General features: G+C 40.3%; 20 protein-coding genes. 17 read left to right on the top strand and 3 right to left on the bottom strand.

Going from position 1 to position 23683, the window contains the following annotated elements:
- Positions 1 to 50 precede the first annotated feature (50 nt).
- From ptsP to C7E02_RS04060, 3 genes are all read left to right on the top strand, one after another.
- Entirely contained in the window at positions 51 to 1673 is a 1623-nt protein-coding gene (gene ptsP / locus C7E02_RS04070) for a phosphoenolpyruvate--protein phosphotransferase (RefSeq protein WP_105309005.1), read from the top strand.
- A gap of 172 nt (positions 1674 to 1845) precedes the next feature.
- On the top strand, positions 1846 to 3702 hold the full coding sequence (locus C7E02_RS04065; RefSeq protein WP_105308852.1) for an ABC-F family ATP-binding cassette domain-containing protein: 1857 nt from the start codon (positions 1846 to 1848) through the stop codon (positions 3700 to 3702).
- Between the two features lie 13 nt (positions 3703 to 3715).
- Positions 3716 to 4447, top strand: a complete 732-nt coding sequence (locus C7E02_RS04060; RefSeq protein ID WP_105308851.1) for a DUF975 family protein — start codon at positions 3716 to 3718, stop codon at positions 4445 to 4447.
- A 130-nt stretch (positions 4448 to 4577) separates the two neighbouring features.
- On the opposite strand, the gene C7E02_RS04055 is transcribed toward C7E02_RS04060, so the two are convergent.
- A complete protein-coding gene (locus tag C7E02_RS04055; RefSeq protein ID WP_005342690.1) occupies positions 4578 to 5228 on the bottom strand; it encodes a TetR/AcrR family transcriptional regulator in 651 nt (216 codons plus the stop codon).
- 255 nt (positions 5229 to 5483) lie between these two features.
- Here C7E02_RS04055 and trxB point away from each other — a divergent pair, with 255 nt between their 5' ends.
- The 13 genes from trxB (at position 5484) to C7E02_RS03990 (ending at position 20297) form a co-directional block, all read left to right on the top strand.
- Positions 5484 to 6422, top strand: a complete 939-nt coding sequence (gene trxB, locus C7E02_RS04050; RefSeq protein WP_005333855.1) for a thioredoxin-disulfide reductase — start codon at positions 5484 to 5486, stop codon at positions 6420 to 6422.
- Between the two features lie 102 nt (positions 6423 to 6524).
- Positions 6525 to 6842, top strand: coding sequence for a thioredoxin TrxA (gene trxA / locus C7E02_RS04045; RefSeq protein WP_005343166.1), 318 nt, complete (start codon positions 6525 to 6527; stop codon positions 6840 to 6842).
- A 71-nt stretch (positions 6843 to 6913) separates the two neighbouring features.
- A complete protein-coding gene (gene grdA, locus C7E02_RS04040; RefSeq protein WP_081445653.1) occupies positions 6914 to 7387 on the top strand; it encodes a glycine/sarcosine/betaine reductase complex selenoprotein A in 474 nt (157 codons plus the stop codon).
- 128 nt (positions 7388 to 7515) lie between these two features.
- The gene (grdC, locus tag C7E02_RS04035) at positions 7516 to 9054 is read left to right on the top strand and encodes a glycine/sarcosine/betaine reductase complex component C subunit beta (RefSeq protein ID WP_005343072.1); all 1539 of its coding nucleotides are present in this window, start codon (positions 7516 to 7518) and stop codon (positions 9052 to 9054) included.
- 12 nt (positions 9055 to 9066) lie between these two features.
- Entirely contained in the window at positions 9067 to 10218 is a 1152-nt protein-coding gene (gene grdD / locus C7E02_RS04030) for a glycine/sarcosine/betaine reductase complex component C subunit alpha (RefSeq protein WP_105308849.1), read from the top strand.
- 227 nt (positions 10219 to 10445) lie between these two features.
- A complete protein-coding gene (locus C7E02_RS04025; protein ID WP_105308848.1) occupies positions 10446 to 10835 on the top strand; it encodes a GrdX family protein in 390 nt (129 codons plus the stop codon).
- 36 nt (positions 10836 to 10871) lie between these two features.
- Positions 10872 to 11600 (top strand): TetR/AcrR family transcriptional regulator, encoded by a 729-nt coding sequence (locus C7E02_RS04020; protein ID WP_021840542.1) that lies wholly within the window; start codon positions 10872 to 10874, stop codon positions 11598 to 11600.
- A 320-nt stretch (positions 11601 to 11920) separates the two neighbouring features.
- Entirely contained in the window at positions 11921 to 13207 is a 1287-nt protein-coding gene (grdG, locus tag C7E02_RS04015; protein WP_005342393.1) for a sarcosine reductase complex component B subunit alpha, read from the top strand.
- An 18-nt stretch (positions 13208 to 13225) separates the two neighbouring features.
- Positions 13226 to 14545, top strand: coding sequence for a sarcosine reductase complex component B subunit beta (gene grdF / locus C7E02_RS04010; protein ID WP_081646585.1), 1320 nt, complete (start codon positions 13226 to 13228; stop codon positions 14543 to 14545).
- Between the two features lie 91 nt (positions 14546 to 14636).
- The gene (locus tag C7E02_RS04005) at positions 14637 to 15782 is read left to right on the top strand and encodes a YkvI family membrane protein (protein WP_005342391.1); all 1146 of its coding nucleotides are present in this window, start codon (positions 14637 to 14639) and stop codon (positions 15780 to 15782) included.
- Between the two features lie 283 nt (positions 15783 to 16065).
- On the top strand, positions 16066 to 17391 hold the full coding sequence (locus tag C7E02_RS04000; protein ID WP_005342390.1) for a glycine/sarcosine/betaine reductase component B subunit: 1326 nt from the start codon (positions 16066 to 16068) through the stop codon (positions 17389 to 17391).
- 14 nt (positions 17392 to 17405) lie between these two features.
- Positions 17406 to 18710, top strand: coding sequence for a betaine reductase selenoprotein B (gene grdH, locus C7E02_RS03995; protein ID WP_105308847.1), 1305 nt, complete (start codon positions 17406 to 17408; stop codon positions 18708 to 18710).
- A gap of 90 nt (positions 18711 to 18800) precedes the next feature.
- On the top strand, positions 18801 to 20297 hold the full coding sequence (locus tag C7E02_RS03990) for a BCCT family transporter (protein ID WP_021840546.1): 1497 nt from the start codon (positions 18801 to 18803) through the stop codon (positions 20295 to 20297).
- Positions 20298 to 20469: 172 nt separating this feature from the next.
- Here C7E02_RS03990 and C7E02_RS03985 read toward each other — a convergent pair whose 3' ends face one another.
- Together C7E02_RS03985 and C7E02_RS03980 are read right to left on the bottom strand one after the other, a co-directional pair.
- Positions 20470 to 21153 (bottom strand): TetR/AcrR family transcriptional regulator, encoded by a 684-nt coding sequence (locus C7E02_RS03985; protein ID WP_005342386.1) that lies wholly within the window; start codon positions 21151 to 21153, stop codon positions 20470 to 20472.
- A gap of 234 nt (positions 21154 to 21387) precedes the next feature.
- Positions 21388 to 22434 (bottom strand): ABC transporter substrate-binding protein, encoded by a 1047-nt coding sequence (locus C7E02_RS03980; RefSeq protein WP_005342385.1) that lies wholly within the window; start codon positions 22432 to 22434, stop codon positions 21388 to 21390.
- 293 nt (positions 22435 to 22727) lie between these two features.
- Between C7E02_RS03980 and C7E02_RS03975 the strand changes: the two genes are divergently transcribed.
- Positions 22728 to 23618 carry an NAD(P)-dependent oxidoreductase gene (locus C7E02_RS03975; protein ID WP_105308846.1) on the top strand — a complete coding sequence of 297 codons (891 nt, stop codon included), beginning with the start codon at positions 22728 to 22730 and terminating at the stop codon, positions 23616 to 23618.
- The last annotated feature ends 65 nt before the right edge of the window (positions 23619 to 23683 follow it).

Below are 23683 nucleotides of genomic sequence, written 5' to 3'. Positions count from 1 at the left end.
AGAGGAATGGATTATTAAGAGAATCTTGAAAACAGGAGAGTCGGATCATGATGATTACTTTAGAAGGTAAAAGTGTATTTGGCGGGGTTGCAATTGGCAAAATCCAGTTCTATAAGAGAAATGAGATTACTATAAAGAGAACCCGTGTGGAAGATGTGGAGGCGGAAGTAGAACGCTTTCAGAATGCAAAAGCAAAGACGTTAGAACTGTTAAAAGGATTATATGAGAAAGCATTGGAAGATGTGGGAGAGGCAAATGCCATGATTTTTGAGGCGCATCAGTTAATGCTGGAGGATCCGGACTATGTAGAGTCAATTGAAAATATTATTCGCACCCAGGATGTGAATGCAGAATATGCAATCGGTGCGACAGCGGACAACTTTGCAGCAATTTTTGAAGCTATGGACGATGCTTATATGCAGGGAAGAGCAGCAGATGTCAGAGATGTCTCAGAGCGGCTCCTTCAGGCATTATCCAGTCAGAATGAAACTGTTATGGTGATGGATGAACCTGTGATCATTGCAGCAGATGATCTGGTGCCAAGTGAGACGGTCCAGCTTGATAAAGAGAAAGTATTATCTTTTGTGACCATGTATGGCTCTGCTAATTCTCATACGGCGATTCTTGCAAGAACCATGAATATTCCGGCAGTGATCGGTCTTGGTGAAGCGTTGAAAGAAGAATATGATGGTAAGGTCGCAATTGTAGATGGAGTAGATGGAAAAGTCTATATTGATCCGGATGAAGAGACTATGGCTTCCATGCAGAAAAAGCAGAAGAAAGATCAGGAAGAGAAAGAACTTCTGAATCAGCTCAAAGGCAAAGAGAATGTGACAAAGAGTGGCCAGAAAGTGAATGTCTACGCAAATATTGGAAACCTGGCAGATGTAGGAGCAGTCCTTAAGAATGATGCCGGCGGTATCGGATTATTCCGAAGTGAATTTTTGTATCTGGAAAGTGATACTTATCCAACAGAAGAGCAGCAGTTTGCAGTATACAAAAAGGTTGCTGAGACGATGGCCGGGAAAAAGGTCATTATCCGTACTTTAGATATCGGAGCTGACAAGCAGGTAGATTATTTTAAACTTGATAAAGAGGATAATCCGGCACTTGGATATCGTGCAATCCGAATTTGCCTGACAAGACCTGAGATTTTTAAAACACAGCTTCGTGCGCTCTATCGTGCATCCGCTTATGGACAGATATCTATTATGTTCCCGATGATTATTTCGGTAGCAGAAGTAAAGAAAATCAAAGAAATCGTCGAGGAAGTCAAAGCAGAACTTCGCACAGAAGGAGCAGCTTTTCGGGAAGATGTAGAACTTGGAATTATGATTGAGACACCGGCAGCAGTTATGGTAAGCCGTGAACTGGCGAAAGAAGTTGATTTCTTCAGTGTCGGAACCAATGATCTGACACAGTATACACTGGCTATTGACAGGCAGAATCAGAAGCTGGAGGATTTTTATGATTCTCATCACCCGGCAGTACTTGCTATGATCCGTATGGCAGCAGAGAGCGCTCATGCAGAAGGAAAATGGATCGGTATCTGCGGAGAACTCGGAGCAGATGTGACTCTGACAGAGACATTTTTGAAAATGGGTATTGATGAATTATCAGTAGCTCCGGGAATGGTTTTGAAAGTCAGACAGAAAATCCGGGAAGCAGAGTAGAAATAGGATATGTAAAATGAAAGACTGCTATTTTACGAACCCCCAATTCGTAAAATAGTAGTCTTTTTTTCGCCTTTTTATGCAGTGTACTTCTGCCTTTTGCTACTGGTATCTTTTATATTTCTGTAGTATAATGATAAAACGCGAAGAAAGCGAAGGAGTATGAAACAATATGAATTTACTGACGATGGAACACGTCACAAAAGCATATACAGACCGTGTGCTTTTAGATGATGTGGCTTTTGGAATAAATGAGAATGAAAAAATCGGAGTCATCGGAATCAATGGTATGGGAAAATCTACACTTTTGAAAATTGTGGCTGGTGTGGAGGAATACGATTCCGGAAAGCTCAGTATGGGAAATACAGTAAAGATATGTTATCTGCCACAGACACCGGTGTTTGGAGAGGAAGAGACGGTACTTCAGGCAGCAGTGCGAGGAATCATCAGTGATACAGATCAGTGGACGATGGAAGCAGAGGCAAAATCTATGCTGAATCAGCTTGGATTTTCAGACTATGAAGAAAAGATGTCGCATATGTCCGGAGGACAGAAGAAAAGAGTAGCACTTGTGAACGCTCTTTTGACACCGGCAGATATTTTGGTACTGGACGAGCCGACGAACCATTTGGACAACGCGATGTCTGAGTGGCTGGAGGAGTATCTGATCAGGTTTAGGGGAGCAATTCTCATGGTGACGCATGACCGTTATTTTCTGGACCGCGTTGCAAATCGGATCGTGGAGGTAGATCATGGAAATCTTTATAATTACCCGGGAAGTTATTCGGAGTTTGTAAAACTCAAAGAGGAACGCCAGAATATGGCACTTGCTACTCAGAGAAAACGAAAGAGTCTGTTGCGTACAGAGCTTGAGTGGCTGAGCCGCGGTGCGAGAGCGAGAAGTACAAAGCAGAAAGCGCACATTGACAGGATCAAAGCCATGCAGGAGATGAAAGATATCCAGGAAGAACGCCGTGTTGCTATGGATTCGGTGGCATCCCGAATGGGAAATAAGACGATTGAAGTGTCCGGACTGTGCAAATCCTATGGGGATAAAAAACTGATTGATAATTATGAGTATATTTTCCTGAAAAATGACAGGATTGGAATTATCGGACCGAATGGTTGTGGAAAGTCCACACTTTTGAAAATGATTTATGGAAATGTGGAACCGGATGCCGGCACGATAGAAATTGGCCAGACGATCCGCATGGGGTATTTCTCGCAGGAAAATGAAGAGATGGATGGTAAGATGCGTGTCATCGATTATGTTAAGGAAGTAGGAGAGTATATCCAGACTTCAGATGGCAGGATCACAGCTTCCCAGATGCTTGAAAATTTCTTGTTTGATGGGGCAATGCAGTGGTCACCTATTGAAAAATTATCTGGTGGTGAGCGGAGAAGACTGTTTCTTCTGCGTGTGTTGATGAGTTCGCCGAATGTTTTGATCCTGGATGAGCCGACCAATGACCTGGATATTCAGACACTGACCATTCTGGAAGATTATCTGGATCGATTTGATGGAATCATTATCATCGTATCCCATGACCGTTATTTCCTGGATCGTACTGTGAACCGCATTTTTTCTTTCGAAGGAAATGGAGTGATCCGTCAGTTTGAAGGAGGATATTCAGATTACCTGATTCGCAAAGAACTGGAAAGTCCGGAAAGCGGGAATGTTTCTGCCAGTCTGAAAGCACAGAACGCTTCAAGTGGAAAAGATAATTCAGAATCAGATGAAAATGACAATAATTCTGCAAATTCGCAGGACGCATGGAAACGTAGAGAGAAAAAGCTGAAGTTTTCCTTTAAAGAACAGCGCGAGTTTGATACAATTGATGAAGAAATTGAAGTACTGGAACAAAAGATTGCAGATCTAGATAGTGAGATGATGAAAAGTGCAACGAATTCTGTGAAACTTGGTGAGCTTATGGTGAAGAAAGACGAGACAGAAAAAGCGTTGGAAGAGAAGATGGACCGATGGGTTTATCTGAATGATCTGAATGAACGAATCTTGAATGGTGAATAAAGGAGGAATAGATATGTGGACAAGGGAACTATTGAAACGTAATGCAAAAGAAATATTTAAAAGAAATTACTGGACTTGTGTTGGTGTGTCACTTGTACTTGCAGCGCTGACCGGAGGCGGAAGTTCTGTTATCGGAAGAATCGGAGGAAACAACACCAGTGTTTCTTATCATCATTATGGAAGTGATTATTACTATGGAGATTCTGCCAGAGGTTTTATGATTTCTATGGCCGTGGTGGCAGTTACGCTGATCGTAGCACTTGCAGCTGTTGCATTTACAATTTTTGCAGGAAATGTATTTAAAATTGGCGGATGCAGTTTCTTTATTAAAAATCGTACCATGACAGGAACATTTGGAAATATATTAGATGGATTCAAGTCCGGACATTACGGAAATGTTGTAAAGACCATGTTTTTTTATGATTTGTATATAGCATTGTGGTCATTGTTATTGGTGGTGCCTGGAATTATCAAATCCTATGAATATCGGATGGTTCCATATATATTGGCTGAAAATCCGGGCATGGATTCTAAACAGGTATTTGAAATCAGCAAGCGAATGATGAATGGACAGAAGATGGAGACGTTTATATTAGACCTTTCATTTATTGGCTGGGCGCTCGTGGCAGGTATTACGTGTGGAATCGCAGGTGTATTCTATGTGGCACCATATGTAAATGCAACAAATACAGAATTATATGCATTTAATAAAGTTCAGGCGTATAATGAAGGATACATTCGATAGCAGCGGTCAGAAAAAGAATCCGTAGTGAAAATGAAGACAAAATAAAAGGGGCTGTAAATTCATGGCATATCATAGGCCATGAATTTACAGCCCCTTTTTCTTATAATAGAAAATTGTATTTCCGATGTGACTATTTGGAAATTGTATATTCGATTATATTCATCAGATCACGGGTCAGAATATCGGAATCCAGCTCAGGTTCCATACATTTTTGTTCCAGTATATATTTGACACTGGCTACAATGATAGTGTTGATCATATTGATATTCTTAGAAGTAATTTGGTTATCCTTATCTTTGATCGTGAGAAGAAGCTTCATGCAGCGTTCCTGGATATTCTTTCCATAATACATGTCCATGAGGTCCGGTGAGAGTTTGTCAGCTTCCTCCGGAAATAATTCATAATACCGCTTAAACAGACTGCCAAAATCCTGTCCATGTTTCCCGAAGAAAAAATTATAATAAATCTTCGGATTCTTTAACATAGATTCTACGAAGAATCTCCATACAAAGTAAAAATTCTCAGTTGAATCCCAGTTCTTACTGCTCAGCCTTGCAAGCGCTTTGCTATATTCATTAAAATGCTTCATGGAAGCGAGAAGAATCAATTCGTTTACATCTTTAAAATAGAGATAAATAGTGGAATTATGAAAGCCGGCTTTCTCGGCAATCTTACGAACAGATACGTTATCAATGCCATGTTCATCAATAAGTTCTTCTGCGGCCTCGATGAAACGAATCGTATTCTCACGTTGTAATGCTTCTTTATTATTTCCGCCCATAATTATATAATCCTTTTCCTGAAAAATCTTTTTAAACGATGTCTTTATCATAGCATATTTTGATGATAAGTGAAAAATAAAAATTGAAATAAAAAAATTTATATAAATAAAATTTCCAATAAAAATTCATATTGAAAAATATTTGAAAGATATTGACAAGCGAAAAATGTGTTGTTACTATAAATGCATGGCAATAAGTACAAGCGCGCTTATTATAGGGGAACCATGTAAAAAGAGAAAAGAGGAATAAAAAAGATGAGCAAGATTTATGACGTAATTGTTCTGGGTGCAGGTCCTGCAGGATTGGCAGCAGGTCTCTATGCAGGCAGAAGCCGCCTGTCTGTTTTGATTGTTGAGAAAGGACAGGACGGTGGACAGATTTCAATCACAGACGAGATTGAGAATTATCCAGGACAGGTTGTGGATCAGCCAGAATCTGGTCCGTCTCTGATCGCACGTATGACAGAGCAGGCTAAGAAGTTCGGAGCTGAGCGAGTATCTGACACAATTAAAGAAGTATCACTTGAGGGAGAGGTAAAGGTGCTCAAAGGTGAGAAAGGTGAGTACCAGGCAAAGAATATCATCATTGCTACAGGTGCTCATGCAAGACCAATCGGCTGCAAAGGCGAGGCAGAGTTCCTTGGAAGAGGAGTTTCTTACTGTGCAACTTGTGATGCGAACTTCTTTGAAGATTTTGAAGTATATGTAGTTGGTGGTGGAGATTCCGCAGTTGAGGAAGCTATGTATCTTACAAAATTTGCAAGAAAAGTTACAATCATTCACAGACGTGATGAGTTACGTGCAGCGAAATCCATTCAGGAGAAAGCTTTTAAGAACGACAAACTTCACTTTATGTGGGATACAGTTGTTGAGGAAGTTGGAGGAGATGGAATCCTTTCCTGGATGACAGTTAAGAACGTAAAAACCGGTGAAGTTACTAAGATTGAAGCAGATGAAGACGATGGAATGTTCGGAGTATTCGGATTTATCGGCACAATTCCTAATTCAGACATCTTCAAAGGCAGCGTCGAGATGGATGAGAGAGGATACATCCCAACAGATGCAGATATGCACACCAATATCCCGGGTGTATACGCAGCCGGTGATGTGCGTGTGAAGAGCTTAAGACAGGTTGTTACAGCAGCCGCTGACGGAGCAATCGCAGCAGTTCAGGTAGAAAGAAGCATGGCTTAATCAGGCATTCCGTCGGCTTACTTGAATGAAATTATTTGTAATAAAAGAACCATAGAAGAATGTTCAAAGCAAAGTATGGTTCGATTCAGGAGGATTTTTAAAATGTTAGAAGTAGATAAGAATACATTCCAGACAGAGGTTCTGGAGGCAGATGGTTATGTATTTGTAGACTTTTTTGGAGATGGATGTGTTCCGTGTGCAGCACTTATGCCAAAGGTACACGAGTTCGCTGATACATATGGTGACAAATTAAAATTTACATCTCTTAACACAACAAAAGCACGTCGTCTGGCAATTGGTCAGAAGATTCTTGGCCTTCCGGTTATGGCTATCTACAAAGATGGAGAGAAAGTAGATGAGCTTGTGAAGGATGATTGTACACCGGAGACAATCGAAGCGATGATTAAGAAATACATCTAAGATTTTAGAGGTAATTCTTTATCATATACACCTTAATAATATTTAATAAAGTAGAAAGGAGAAGAATAATTATGGCTATTCTTGAAGGGAAAAAAGCAATAATTATCGGAGACCGTGATGGAATTCCGGGACCAGCTATCGCAGAGTGCGTAAAAACTGCTGGTGCTGAAGTAGTATTTTCATCTACGGAGTGTTTCGTCTGAACGAGCGCAGGCGCAATGGACTTAGAGAATCAGAAAAGAGTAAAGGATTTCGCTGATGAATACGGCGCAGAGAACTTAGTAGTAGTTCTTGGTGCTGCAGAAGGTGAAGCTGCAGGTCTTGCAGCTGAGACTGTAACAGCAGGAGATCCGACATTCGCAGGTCCATTGACAGGGGTCCAGCTTGGACTCACAGTATATCACGTTTGCGAGCCTGAAATGAAGGCAGAGTTCGATGAGGCAGTTTACGATGAGCAGGTTAGCATGATGGAGATGGTACTCGACGTTGACGATATCGTTAGTGAGATGAGCGCTATCCGTGACGAATACTGTAAATATCTGTAAGATTATTGATCGTAAGTATTAAATATTAAATAATTTGACAAGACGCATATTATGTGAAAATATGTTGTCGTAAAGGGCGGAGTTCACCCCTCCGTCCTTTTGTTAAAGAAAGGTGAAGGTGGAAAACAATGAATAGCGTAATTAAAGGAGCAAGTTATGTCTTAGCACATACTCCTGATATGGTTTTATATAATGGAACAACTCAGACAACAGAGAGAATCGTAAATCCAGATTCAGAGTACTTAAAAGAGGTACCAGAGCATCTTCGTACATATGAGGATTGTGTAGCTTACTGGCCAAACCAGACATACATCGGAAATGTACATCCGGATGAGCTGGCACAGGTAGAGGCTCCATGGTATGACAAGAAGATGGAGAATGCAAGCCGTTATGGAAAATACGGTGAGATCATGCCTGAGGAAGAGTTCTTATTCCTGGTACAGATCAGTGACCAGTTTGAAGTTGTAAAACTGGAGAAGAACTTCGTAGAGAAGTACAAAGGCCAGTTCGCAGCAAACCCAATCATTACAGAAGATATTTCATCCCAGATCGAAGACGGTGTAGAGCTTTCCGAGATCGAGGGATATGTAAATGATGAGCACGCAGAGGCACTTTACTTCAACCACGAACTGGTTGGATGTGTAAAACGTGCACATGATATCGATCAGAACTTAAGCGCACACGTAATGCACGAGAACTTAATGAGTAAAGCAACAAGTGTACTTGCTCTTCTTTATGCAGTACGTAACGCAGGAATCGAAAAAGCAGATGTAGAGTATGTTATTGACTGTGCAGAGGAAGCATGTGGAGACATGAACCAGAGAGGCGGCGGTAACTTTGCAAAAGCTGCAGCAGAGGTTGCAGGACTTGTAAGCGCATCAGGATCAGACGCAAGAGGATTCTGTGCAGCACCGACCCATGCACTGATCGAGGCAGCAGCATTAGTAAAATCCGGAGCATACAAGTGTGTAGCAGTAACAGCCGGAGGTTGTACAGCAAAACTTGGAATGAACGGAAAAGACCACATCAAGAAAGGTCTTCCAATCCTTGAGGACTGCCTTGGCGGCTTCTGTGTAATCCTTGCAGAGAACGATGGAGTAAATCCGGAGATCGACCTTAGCATGCTTGGACGCCACAGTGTAGGAACAGGTTCCGCACCACAGAACGTAATCGGAAGTCTGGTAGCAGATCCGCTTGACAGAGCAGGAATGAAGATCACAGACATCGATAAATTCTCACCAGAGATGCAGAATCCGGATATCACAAAACCGGCAGGAGCAGGAGATGTACCGCTTGCTAACTACAAGATGATCGCAGCCCTTGCAGTTAAGAGAGGAGAGCTCGACCGTAAAGAGATCGGAGAGTTCCCGGCAAAACACGGACTTACAGGATGGGCACCGACACAGGGACATATCCCATCAGGAGTACCATATGTAGGATTCGCAAGAGAGGACATTCTGGAAGGAAAGATCAAAAATGCAATGATCATCGGAAAAGGAAGTCTGTTCCTTGGAAGAATGACAAACCTGTTCGATGGAGTATCTTTCGTGATCCATGGAAATACAAAGGCACAGGAAGAAGCTGCAGCCGGAGTATCTGAGGACGAAGTAAAGGGACTCATCGCTAAGGCAATGAAAGAATTCGCTGCTACTCTGATAGCAGAGTAAGGGGTGGTAAAGATGGCAAATGTAGAAAAGATGATCGCAGAAACATTCCTGGAGATGGCACAGGGTCTTGAGAGCGGAAGCTATGGAAAGAGACCAAAGATCGCATTAACCGGAATGGGAAGCGAACATGGAGAAGAGAATGCCATGGAAGCAGCCCTGATGGCAGCAAAAGATGGCGTTGATGTATATTATATCGGATCACTTGAGGCAGAGGGAGTTACAACTGTAAAAGTTGCAGATGACGAAGAAGGCCACAAGAAGATGGAAGAGATGCTTGCAAATGGAGAAGTAGACGGAGCAGTTACCATGCACTTCCCATTCCCGATCGGAGTATCTACAGTAGGACGAGTAGTGACACCGGCAAAGGGAAGAGAGATGTTCGTAGCAAATACAACAGGAACATCCAGTGCAGATCGTATCGAAGGTATGATCAAGAACACAATCTACGGAATCATTGCAGCAAAAACATGTGGAATTGCTAATCCGACAGTCGGAATCCTGAATGTAGACGGAGCACGTCAGACAGAGAACGCTCTCAAAGAGCTTCATGAGAACGGATATGATATCACATTCGCAGAGTCTGCAAGAGCAGACGGTGGATGCGTCATGAGAGGAAATGACGTACTTCAGGGAACACCGGATATCATGGTAACAGATTCCCTGACAGGAAACATCATGGTAAAAATGCTTTCATCCGCAGCAACAGGCGGAAGCTTTGAAGCAACTGGATACGGATACGGACCAGGAATCGGCGAAGGATATGAGCAGTTAGTCATGATCGTATCAAGAGCCAGTGGAGCACCTGTTATTGCAGGAGCGATCCGCTATGCGGCACAGCTTGTAAGAAACAAAGTATTTGAGGTAGCAAAAGCAGAATTTGCAGCAGCAAAGAAAGCAGGCTTAAAAGAGATCCTGGATGCAAGAAAAGCAGCAGCAAAACCGGCTGCAGCAGAGGAGGATGTAAAAGAGCCGCCGAAGGAGATCGTAACAGCACAGATCGCAGGAATCGAAGTAATGGATCTTGAGGATGCCGTAAAAGCATTATGGAAGATCAATATTTATGCAGAGAGCGGAATGGGTTGTACAGGACCGATCATTCGTGTATCAGATGCAAACCTTGAGAAAGCTCATGAAGAGCTTAAGAAAGCCGGATACATTAACTAATTATAGTGAGAGGTCATATAGTTGGCAGCAACTTGAAAACAGGGAGAAAGCTTGGAGAAATCCGAGCTTTCTCTTTACTATAAAGATAGTAGCTGAATCGTATTTACAAAATGAATTAATGACAGAATATTTGCGAAAAAAGATAAAACATGATAAACTTATGGTAAACCATACTATATTAAAACGCATCTGAGTGAAATGAGATGTTAAGAAGGGAGACGGCAATCATGTGGGAGCTGGAAAAAGCAATATTGGTAACGAATAACGACAGAGTGTATGAGAAGTATAAGGATCAGATGAAAGTGATTCTTCTTGATGGGTATGAAGACGTTCTGATTAAGGTGAGAGATCTTGTCTATGATAAGCATGTGCTTCTGACACATCCGCAGGCATCCAGCCTGAAACCGAATCAGACACCATATCGATCAGTAGTTGTATATCCGAAAGGCAAAGAGGACAATATAAAAGATATCATGCTGATTGATAAATGCATTCAGGTTTATCAGGAGTGGCAGGATATTGCACCAAGTCCAAAGAGCTATCAGGAAAAGGTGGCGAATGATTTTAAGACAATCGATTTATCGGTGATTGACAATATTATTCCAAGAATTAGTTAGAAAAAGCAGGTAAGAAAAAGAATAGGCGGTGGAGCGATGCTGGATAATAAAGAAACAACACAGAATTACTTCAAAGGTTTAACGAGAAAAGATTATATTGAAAGAGTATGTAAAATTATGGAGAAAGATGGGGCTGAAGATCTTTCTATTCGTAGAATCGCGAAGGAGCTGGGCTGTTCGTCAGCTGCATTATACCGTTATTTTAACAGCAAGTCGGAACTGATGTATTATGTCAGCCTGAATACGCTGGAGGGATATATTATCCGCTTGAATCAGGCGGAAAAAACCTGGAGAGGAGTATGGGATATCTATGTGGGTGTATGGTACTGCTACAGTCAGGAGGCTTTCCGACATCCAAAAGATTATAATAGACTGTTTTTTGAACATACGAATGAATATCTGGGTGGAGCTATGAAAGAATTCTATCAGATGTTTCCTCAAAACATTAATGAGGCAAACCAATTCTTTTCAGAGATGCTTGGAACAGCAGATTTCTGGGGACGTGATTTTGAAATGTGTAAAAAATGCATGAAAGCAGGGGCAATTTCTGAGGAGAATGCGCTTATTTTAAATCGCATGTCCTGTATTTTGTATAAAGGATATTTTAAAGGAGTGATGGATGACGGAATTGAAGAAGATGAAATCGAAGAAAGAGTTCGTTTATTTATAGATGATCTCGATATAATCGTTAAGTCACTTGCGTCAGAATTGCAGGGATATGACGGATATTTTAAACAAAAACGTGAAAAGAATGATAAAAAATAGGCAATCTGCACAAAAATATTTATAGATATTTTGTATTAATGACGATATTTATAAAAGGGGGTTGCGCATTTAAAAAATGTGTGTATAATTAGAACTATCAAAAGCAATTACTTACATGAAAAAAGTTATCACGATTACATTTTTTGAAAGTAAACATAAAAAGCAAAAAAGATATTTTTTTACTTATATGTTATCATGATTACATTCCGCGCGCTTGAGGAATTTGTAAAAGAAAAATTGCCAGCTTTCGGAGATGAAAAACGTGATTATATTTTAAGTGTTAAGTTATCGCGATTACAAATCATAAGGAGGGAATTTGTATGAAACTAGAACTCGGCAAATTTGAGATCAAGGACATCCAGTTTGCAGACAAATCATATGTGGAAAATCACGTATTGTATGTAAACAAAGAAGAGGTGGAAGCACTTGTATTGGAGGACGACAAGCTGATCGGATGCCATTTGGAAATTGCAAAACCTGGTGAGGCAACAAGAATCACACCTGTTAAGGATGTCATTGAACCACGTGTGAAAGTGAGCGGCGGAGAGATTTTCCCAGGAATTATCGGAAAGGTATCACCACAGGTTGGATCTGGAAGAACACATGCTTTAGATGGCTGCTGTGTAGTTACAGTCGGAAGAATCGTTGGATTCCAGGAAGGTGTTATTGATATGAGCGGACCGGCTGCAGATTATTGCCCATTTTCAAAAACATATAACCTGTGCGTAGTCATTGAACCACAGGATGGATTAGAAACTCATGTATATGAGAAAGCAGGACGTATGGCAGGATTGAAAGTAGCTACATATCTTGGAGAGCTTGTAAGAAATCTTGAGCCAGATGTAATTGAGACATATGAGACAAAACCAGTATTTGAGCAGGCAGCACAGTATCCGGATCTGCCAAAGGTAGGATACATACATATGCTTCAGTCACAGGGACTTCTGCATGACACATATTATTATGGTGTAGATGCAAAACAGATCGTTCCGACATTCATGTATCCAACAGAGATTATGGATGGAGCAATCGTATCTGGTAACTGTGTGGCTCCATGTGATAAAGTTACAACATATCATCATTTCCACAATCCGGTTATTGATGAATGCTACAAACATCATGGAAAAGACATTAACTTTATGGGAGTTATCCTTACAAATGAGAATGTATTCCTTGCTGATAAAGAGAGACATTCCGATATGGTTGCAAAATTCTGTGAATGGTTGCAGTTAGACGGAGTTCTGATTACAGAGGAAGGCTATGGTAACCCGGATACAGACCTTATGATGAACTGTAAAAAGGTTGAGAGAGCAGGTACAAAGGTTTGCCTGATCACAGATGAGTTCCCAGGAAAAGATGGTAAATCAGCATCTCTGGCAGATACATGTGAAGAGGCAACAGCACTTGCATCATGTGGACAGGGAAATGCAACACTGATGTTCCCAGCTATGGATAGAGTAATTGGAACTCAGGAATTTATTGAAAGTCAGATTGGTGGATGGGCTGGATGTATCAACGAAGACGGATCTTTCGAGGCAGAGCTTCAGATTATCATCGCATCTACAATCGCAAATGGATTTAACAAACTGGCTGCAAGAGGATACTAAGAAGGGGGATTCAGAGTTATGGCAAAATATAAAATCGTTCATTATCTTAATCAGTTCTTCGGTGGAATTGGTGGAGAAGATAAAGCAGACTTCCAGCCGGAAGTAAGAGAAGAAATTATAGGACCTGGTATGGCACTGAATGACGGACTGGGCGATGATTATGAGATTGTTGCAACAGTTATCTGTGGTGACAACTATTTTGGAGAAAATCTTGATAAAGCAACAGATACCATCATTGAGATGGTAAAGAAATACGAGCCAGATATCTTTGTTGCAGGACCTGCATTTAATGCTGGACGTTATGGTGTTGCTTGCGGTACAATTTGTAAAGCGGTTGAAGAGCGACTCGGTATTCCGGTACTCTCTGGTATGTATGAAGAGAACCCTGGAGCTGATATGTTTAAACAGGATGTAATCCTTGTAAAGACAGGTAACTCTGCTGCAACTATGAAAAAAGCAGTTCCGCAGTTTGTAACATTGATTAAGAAACTGGCTACAGGTGAGGAGATTCTTGGACCATCAATCGAAGGATATCTTGAGCGTGGTATCCGTGTGAACTATTTCGCAGAAGAAAGAGGAGCAACTCGTGGTCTTAAGATGCTGCTTAAGAAGATGGCAGGAGAGCCATTTGAGACAGATCTTCCAATGCCGAAATTCGATCGTGTAGAGCCAGGAAAAGCAATTGAAGATCTTAGTAAAGCGAAGATTGCAATCGTTACATCTGGTGGTATTGTACCAGTTGGTAATCCGGATCATATCGAGTCCTCCAATGCAACAAAATTTGGATGGTATACAATGGAAGGCATGGACAGAATGTCTAAAGATGACTATATGACAATCCATGGTGGTTATGACAGACAGTTCGTACTGGAAGATCCGAACCTTGTAATCCCACTTGATGCACTTCGTAAATTACAGAAAGAAGGCGTATTTGGAGAATTATATCCTTATTTTGCAAGTACAACCGGAACTGGAACAGCTACGAATTCTGCAGCTAAATTCGGTGATGAAATTGGTAAAAAATTAGTTGAAGAGCATGTAGATGCAGTTCTTCTTGTCAGCACTTGAGGTACCTGTACACGTTGCGGTGCAACGATGGTTAAAGGTATTGAAAAATACGGTATCCCAGTAGTTCATCTGTGTACAGTTGTTCCGATTTCCAGAACAATCGGTGCGAATAGAATTATCCCGGCTGTTGGTATTCCTTATCCACTTGGAGATCCAACTGAGGGTGAGGAAGAGTCCTACAAGATTCGTGAGAAACTTGTAAGAAGAGCATTCAAGGCTCTTCAGACTCCGATAACAGAGCAGACTGTTTTTGAAAAAGATGAGTGGTAAGTCATTGACATAAGTATACATTGAGCAATTACCGGCTTATATGCCGGTAAATTGCTCATAAGAAAAGAAATGAATGAAAAGGGGGCACATTATGGGTAGTGCGGAAAAGGTGAGTTGGAAACGAGTACTGATACTTGCGGGAGCAATCATTGCATTTACAATTGGATCCGGTTTTGCAACAGGTCAGGAAATCATTCAATATTATACAGCATATGGAGTAAAAGGATTACTTGTAATTTTGGTATTCCTGGTAGCTTTCCTTTATTACAATTTTAACTTTGCAAAAGCAGGTGCAGAGCAGAAGTTTGAAAAAGGAAATGATGTATACAAACATTTTTGTGGAAAGTATGTAGGAACTTTCTGTGATTATTACTCCACATTATTCTGTTACATGTCCTTCTTCGTTATGGTAGGAGGAGCATCCTCTACACTTCATCAGGAATATGGACTTCCGGCATGGGTAGGAGGAGTCGTTCTGACAGCACTGGCAGTGCTTACAGTTGTAGGTGGACTGAACTCCATGGTTGATGCCATCGGTGCTGTAGGACCGGTAATCGTAGTGCTTTGTATTGCCATTGGAGTTCTTACATTAATTCGTGATGGCGGTGATGTTGGAGCTGGATTGGATATTATTAAAAATGCAGCTTACGAAGGCGCAGCGAATGGGGAAACAATTAAGAGTGCAGGATCCAACTGGCTTGTTTCTGGTTTATCATATGCCGGTTTCGTGCTCCTGTGGTTCGCAAGCTTTACAGCAGCACTTGGTTCTAATAATAAGAAAAAAGAATTAAATTATGGTATTATCGGCGGAACAGTTGCAGTTTGTGTGGCAATTGCAGTAGTAATGTTCGCACAGGTTTCAAACATTAATACTCCGATGATTGGAAGTAGTGATACATTTGTATGGAATGCAGATATCCCAAATCTGATTCTTGCAGCTAAGATCTGGAAGCCATTCTCCGCTATCTTTGCAATTATTGTATTTGCAGGTATTTATACAACAGCGGTTCCACTCCTTTATAATCCAGCTTCTAGATTTGCAAAAGAGGGAACATCACAGTTCAAGATTCTCACTATTGTTCTTGGAGTTCTCGGTTTAATTGTAGGATTATTCCTTCCATTCAGAGTCTTGGTTAATATTATCTATGTATTAAATGGATATGTTGGAGCAGTTTTAATTCTCTTTATGATTTACAAGAACATCAAAGATCTGATGAATAAAAAGAAAGCAAATTAATATAGGAATTGTCGATAATAGGGGCGCTGAGAAATCAGCGCCCCCTTTGTTGCCTGGAATTAAAAAGTGATTGACCACAGAGAGATTAAAGAATATTTAGAGAAAATGAATAGAATAAGTCAATAATTAACTGTGAATTATAGAAAAAATCTAACAAAACGATTGACAATAAGCACGCTTACTGTTATAATCTTAACATAACCAATAAATAAGCGCGCTTATCAAAAATGTATCAATGCCATTCATAGAGCCTATCTATGAATCAGAAAAGGAGGACAATCACATGAGACTGGAGATTGGCAATTTCTATGTTAAGGATATCAAGTTTGGCGACAAGTTATCCTTTGATGACGGAGTGCTTACAATTAATAAAGAAAAAGCACTTGATTTTATCCGTGAAGATGAGAGAATCACGGAGGCAGATCTTTATATTGCAAAACCTGGAGATAAGATCCGTATGTGTCCGGTAAAGGAAGCAATCGAGCCTAGAGTAAGATTGGATGGAAGAGGACTTTTCCCTGGATATACAAGTGAACTTGCAAAGGCAGGAGATGGAGTTTTACATGCATTAAAGAACTGCAGCGTACTCGTAGTCGGAAAACACTGGGGAGGTTTCCAGGATGGATTGATCGACATGAGTGGTGAAGGGCAGAAATATACATACTTCGGTTATTTGAACAATATTGTACTCGTAGCAGATACGAATGAGGATTTTGAGAAGCATGAGCAACAGAAGAAGAATGATGCACTTAGAAGAGCAGGACATAAACTTGCAGAGTTCATCGGACAGTGTGTAAAAGAACTGACACCGGAAGACACAGAAGTTTATGATCTTGAGGCGATGATCAAACGTAGTCCGGAGATTGAAAAGCTTCCATCTGTTGTATATGTTATGCAGCCACAGTCTCAGATGGAAAATCTGGGATACAATGATCTGGCATATGGCTGGGATATGAACCGTATGCTTCCAACAGTAATGCATCCAAATGAGGTACTGGATGGCGCTATCGTATCTGGAAGTTTCATGCCTGTATCATCAAAATGGTCAACATACGACTTCCAGAACACACCGAATATCAAGGCTCTTTACAGAGAGCATGGTAAGACAATTAATTTCCTCGGAGTAATTATGTCAAACCTGAATGTAGCTTTGGATCAGAAAGAACGTGCTGCACTTTATGTAGCACAGATTGCAAAGACACTCGGAGCAGATGGTGCGGTCGTCGCAGAAGAAGGTTATGGCAACCCGGATGCCGACTTTGTAGGATGTCTTGTTGCGCTTGAGGATGCCGGTGTTAAGACAATTGGAGTTACCAATGAATGTACAGGACGTAATGGTACATCTCAGCCACTTGTAACACTGGATGAGAAGTGTGATGCAATTGTATCCTGTGGAAATGTATCTGAATTAATTGAATTGCCTCCAATGGAAACAGTACTTGGAGAACTTCAGTCGTTAGCAAGAGACGGTCTGTCCGGTGGCTGGGCTGGAGATGAGATCTTAGGACCTTCAGTAAGAGAAGATGGATCCGTTATTATGGAGAATAACTCAATGTTCTGTGGTGATCAGGTAGTTGGATGGTCCCCGAAGACAATGAAAGAATTCTAAGGAGGGCAATAGCGATGAAAAAAGCAATCTTATATATTAATCAGTTTTTTGGTCAGATTGGTGGAGAAGAAAAAGCTGGTATCGAACCAGAGATTCACGAAGGTCAGATTGGACCAGCAATGCAGCTTGAAAAAGAGTTAAATGCAGAAGTTACCCATACAATTATCTGTGGTGACAACTATATTGGTACCAATACTGACGCTGCAGTTGCAACAATTCTCGGAATGCTTGAAGATAAAGAGTTTGATATTTTCCTTGCAGGGCCAGCATTTCAGGCAGGACGTTATACCGTTGCATGTGGAACAATCTGCAAGGCAGTAAAAGAAAAATTTGGTGTACCTGTTGTAACATCTATGAACGAGGAGACGCCAGGTGTAGATATGTTTAAAAAAGATATGTATATCTTAAAAGGCGGTAATATTGCTTCAAAGATGAGACAGGATGTAAAAGCAATGGCAAAAGTTGCCAACAAGCTTCTTGCTGGTGAGCCGGTTGGCTCCGCGGATGAAGAAGGATATTTCCCGAGAGGCATCCGTCATCAGGTATGGCTTTCAGATGGAAAACCGGCATATGAGCGTATGGTAGATATGCTTGTTAAAAAATTAAATGGACAGCCATTTGAGACAGAGCTTCCGATTCCGAAACTTGATCGAGTACCAATTGCTCCTGCTATCAAGGATTTGTCAAAAGCAAGAATCGCACTTCTGAATACAGGAGGTATTGTACCTGTAGATAATCCGGATCATATTCAGTCAGCATCTGCAACACGTTGGGGACGTTATGATGTGTCAAATATGGAACGGTTAAAAGGTGGAGAGTTCAAGACAATTCATGCTGGATTTGACCCTGCAGCAGCAGACGCAGATCCAAATGTTATTACTCCGATTGATGCACTGAAGGTATTAGAAAAAGAGGGAGTTTATGGAAGCCTCCATCCATATTTCTATACAACAGTCGGAACAGGAACAACTGAGGCAGAGGCTGCCAGAATGGCAAAAGAAATCATTCCATATCTTCAGGAAGATCATGTTGATGGTGTTATCATGGTTAGTACTTGAGGTACCTGTACACGTTGCGGTGCAACGATGGTAAAAGAGGTTGAGAAGGCTGGATTCCCAATCGTACAGATGTGTAATCTGGTGCCTGTAGCTAAGACAGTAGGAGCTAATAGAATCGTACCTACAATTTCTATTCCTTATCCACTTGGAGACCCTGATACTCCGAAGGAAGAGCAGTGGAAATTACGTTATCACAGAACAAAGGTTGCTCTGGAGGCTCTGGCAACAGATATTAAAGAGCAGACAGTATTTAAAGTATGATAACTGTTCGATGATTTAGAGTGAACGGGCAGATGGTTATGCATCTGCCCACTACTATATCTGGCTTAGTTTGATGAAGGAGAATTGAATATGGGAGAAAAGAAAGGTAAGAATACAGTTTTTTATGTATCACTGATTATCGTCGGCATTATAGCAGTCTGGTCAGTTGCATTTAATGATAGTTTTACGGTAGTAGCTAATGCGGCATTTAAAGTTTTGACCACAGATTTTGGATGGTTATATCTGATTTCTATGATTATATTCTTTGGCTTTATTGTATATTTTGCATTTGGAAAATATGGAAAAATTCGTTTAGGAAGCGATGATTCCAGACCGGAATACAGTAATATAACATGGTTCGGACTTCTATTTGGATGTGGAATGGGAGTTGGTCTTGTATTCTGGGGAGTAGCTGAGCCGCTTACTTATTATCTGAATCCGCCAGATGGAATTGAAGCAGCATCTCAGGCATCTGCAAACTTTGCATTTGAGAATTTCTTTATGCACTGGGGAATTCTTCCATGGGCAAACTATGCAGTTATCGGTCTTGCACTTGCATACTTTATGTTCCGTAAGAACAAAAAAGGTCTGTTAAGTGTGATGCTTGAACCGTTAATTGGTGAGAAGCTTGCAAATGGATGGCTTGGCAAGGTTGTTGATATTCTTGGTGTATTTGCGACAGTTGCAGGAGTTGTAACATCTCTTGGACTTGGAACATTGCAGATTAATGCCGGATTTAATTATTTATTTGGTGTCCCAATCAATTTAGTAGTAGAAATTATTATTATTATAATTGTATCATTTCTTTATATTGGATCCGCAGTATCCGGGCTGGATAAAGGAATTAAGATTATTTCTGATACAAACCTTTATGTTGCAATCGGACTTTTGGCAGTATGCTTTATAGTGGGACCAAAAGTAGAGACTTTGAATGCATTTGTAAATGGTATGGGTCAGTATATCGGTAATTTTATTCCAACTGCACTTAAGATTAATTCTTATAGTGACAACAGTTGGTTCGGAAGCTGGAGACTGTTTTACTGGGCATGGTTCATTGCATGGGCACCGTTCGTTGGAGTATTTGTAGCACGTATCTCTAAAGGACGGACTATTCGAGAATTTGTACTTGGTGTAGTACTTGTACCAACAATTGCTTCCTGTATTTGGGGTGCAGTATTTGGTAACCTTGGTATCAACCTTGGAGAAAAAGGTCTTATGGCGATTGAAAAGCTCCAGGAAGCGGTAGCAACACCGGAGGTTGGACTTTTCGTAGTGCTTGGACAATATCCGCTTGGATTTATTTTATCACTGGTAGCCTTGGTATCCTTGTGTGCATTCTTTGTAACATCTGCAAATTCAGGAGTTTATGTACTGTCTATGCTGTCAACGGACGGTGCAATCAATCCTCCAAATGGCAGAAAGATTCTCTGGGGAGTTATCCAGTCAGTTATGGCGATCGGACTTCTGATGGCTGGTGGATTGAAACCGCTTCAGACAATCTCACTTGTAGCAGCGTTCTTATTTATTTTTGTAATGCTTGGAACGATTGCAGCATTTATTAAAGTGTTGAAGGAAGAAAAGGCATAGTGAAAATGTTTTTTCAAAATAATTAAATACAAAAAGCTGAAGAAGGAATGTGTGGAGCATTCTTGGATATATCAGGTGAGAAAAAGAGCTGAAGAATTCGAATCCTTCAGCTCTTTTGATTAAACAATTCTGTAAAACGACAATGTTTGTATATAGGTTTTAATAAGTGTTTTTAATCTAAATCAATATTATAGGATGTAAGCGCTCTGCGGATAAACGAAACAGTTGTCGCAGTCGCTTCTTCAATTGTCAAATATTCAGAGTCTTCCCGTAATGTCTCTAACATACCACGATAAAGCATAATATTCATTGTTGCCAGATTGTGAATGTCTGATTCCGGGAGAAAAATATTCTCTTTATTCAAAGAATCAGTCAATGATAAAAATTCACGTTCTGAGAAATTAGCAGATGAAAGCATATTTTTGTAATTTGCAGCATCTTCACTCCAACTTTCAGGAAAAATATCATAATAAGCGTGAAAATAGTAGGAAAAATCCCAGTTCGTATCTGCATGCTTAAAGAATAGCAGCCAGAAAATGTCTGGATGTGAGAAGGAGTGGAGACAGAAGCATTCCCAAATTTTCAGATATCTTTCAAGTGGCCTTGTAACCGGTTCTAAGTAGGCTGGCAGATCCTTAGCATATTGATCCAGATATTTCATAGCTGAAAAAATTCTCAGTTCTTCAAAATCTGAAAAATAATGATAAAGAGTCGCACTGTTATAGCCGGCTTTTTCTGCAGTTTTCCGAATAGACAAGCTGTCGATACCTTCTTCTTCAATGATCTCCAATGCAGCATTGATGAAGTAGCCCATAGTTTGCTGTCTGTACATTTGTTTACGATCTTTTTGTTGCATAAAAAATCCCCCAATAAAAAGTACTAAGACAAGTCTGCCCTAGTCATGGTATTTATTATATATGAAATACACGAAAAAAGCGAGTAAAATTGTTTGAATTAGTGGAAAATAGTAGATGAGATATAGTAGATGAGATATAGTAGATATGTTAACAAAGAAAACGACGAACTCTGCCATGGTTTGTCGTTTCCTTTGCTTAATTAAAGAGTAATAGTGATTCAGATAGTATTGAAATTATTTGGCTGCTTTTTCGGCAAATGTAGTCGTTACCAGTTTATCGTACGGTGCACGTGTGTCAAGTTCTTCTGCGCTTTCCAGAATGTCCTGTAAAAGTTCAAAACTTTTTTTCTCAAATATGAGGTTATCTTTCCATGTGTCCTGTTCATAATAACGGCTCACAATTGTTTCTATTGTATTAAGATTTGTTTCTTTAAACTGAGGTGCAATTGCTTCTGCAATTTCCTTTGGTGTATGTTTCTGTACATAATCCATACCTTTCTGCAATGCATCTGTAAATCCTTGAATTACAGATGCATTCTTCTCGATATAACTTTTCTTTGCTGAAAATGCAGTATAAGGTACATAGCCGCTGTCTGTACCGAGAGAAGCAACTACATATCCCTTTTCCTCTTTTTCCAAATTTGTGGCTCCTGGTTCGAACTCAACTGTAAAATCAGCATTTCCTTCTGCAAATGCTGCTGCTGTAGAGCCAAAATCAATGCTCTGATCTATAATCAGATCTTTCGAAGGATCAATCCCATTTTGCCTTAAAATATACTCAAATACCATTTCTGGCATGCCACCTTTTCGTCCACCAAGTACTTTTTTATCTTTCAAATCAGTCCAATGAAAGTCGGGGATTTCTTCTCTTGCTACCAGAAAATTTCCTGCGCGTTGTGTAAGTTGTGCAAAGTTCACGACATAATCATTGGCTCCTTCATTGTAAGCATAAATTGAAGCTTCAGACCCCATAAATCCAATATCGGCGGTTCCGGATATGACTGCAGTCATGGTCTTATCAGCCCCAAATCCTGTGACCAGGTTGAGATTAATACCTTCTTCTTCAAAATAACCTTTTTCAATAGCAACATACATAGGTGCATAAAAGATAGAATGAGCTACTTCATTAAGTGTTACTGGCGTAAGGTTTTCTTCTTTGTTTGTTTTATCAGTGTTTATAATGGCTGAAGCATGTTTTGTCTCTTTTGTCTGGGAACAGCCAAAGAGAGCTGTCATCGACAATGCAAGAAGTAAAAGAAGTACAGAAATACGTTTTATCATACAGTCCTCCGTTAATAATTTTTTATGTTATATAGTATATTCAGTGTTGTAAAACAGGTGCTGCTTTAATGAAGTGTATTTATAAATTGTAACAGAACCTTAAGCAGTAGTTTGTTTGACAAATGGTGGGGCATAATAGAGAAACATATAATTGACATTATAAAACATATGGCGTATTCTGAATGAAATGGGGAGTATTTGTATGCTCCCCCACAGAATACAATTCAGAGGCACAGAAAGAACTTTGAAAGCATTCTTGAATACATATAAATAGAAGAAACAGGAGAGAGACTATGAAGAAAATCGGATTTATCGGTGTTGGAATCATGGGGAAGTCCATGGTCAAAAATCTTATGAAAGCGGGATTTGAACTACATATATATGCAAGAACAAAGAGTAAAGTGGATGATGTGATAGAGGAAGGTGCTATCTTTCATGAGACGATTGGAGAATGTGTAAGAGCAAGTGAAGCTGTGATTACGATGGTAGGATTTCCTCAGGATGTGGAAGAAGTTTATTTTGATGAAGGAAATATTATGGATCAGGCAGAGAAAGGAATGTATCTGATTGATATGACAACGACCAGTCCGATGATTTCCAAGAAAATATATGAAGAAGGTAAAAAGAAAGGAGTTCATGTTGTAGATGCACCGGTGACCGGAGGTGATACAGGAGCAAAGGCAGGAACACTTTCTATTCTGGTCGGTGGCAACAAGGAAGATTATGAGGCTTGTATGCCGTTATTTGAAGCTATGGGAACGAATATCAATTATCAGGGAGAAGCTGGATGTGGACAGCATGCCAAGATGGTGAATCAGATCATGATTGCCGGAACCATGTCAGGACTTTGTGAGGCACTTAGCTATGCAAAAGCAAAAGATTTGGATTGTGAGACTGTATTAAAATCTGTTGCGACAGGAGCAGCCGGAAGTAAGCAGCTAGATTTCTTTGGAGAGAAGATACTACACGGAGATTATACTCCTGGATTTTTTATGAAACATTTTATTAAGGATATGAAGATTGCTTTGATTGAGGCAAATCAGTGTGAGCTGGATTTGGATGTGCTTAGTCAGACACTTGCAAATTATGAAGTTTTGGAAGCAGAAGGGTATGGTGATCTTGGAACACAAGCGTTGATTAAATATTATGAAGAAGGTTACAATGAAGAAATCATTGAAGACTAAGATGGAAAGATTCAACAGAAATTAGAATGCGGAAACTAAGATGGAAAGATTCTGTGGAAACGTTG

This window comes from Dorea sp. Marseille-P4042 (genome assembly GCF_900290215.1).
GTDB lineage: Bacteria > Bacillota > Clostridia > Lachnospirales > Lachnospiraceae > Dorea > Dorea formicigenerans.
This window is presented reverse-complemented; position numbering and strand designations above follow the sequence as displayed.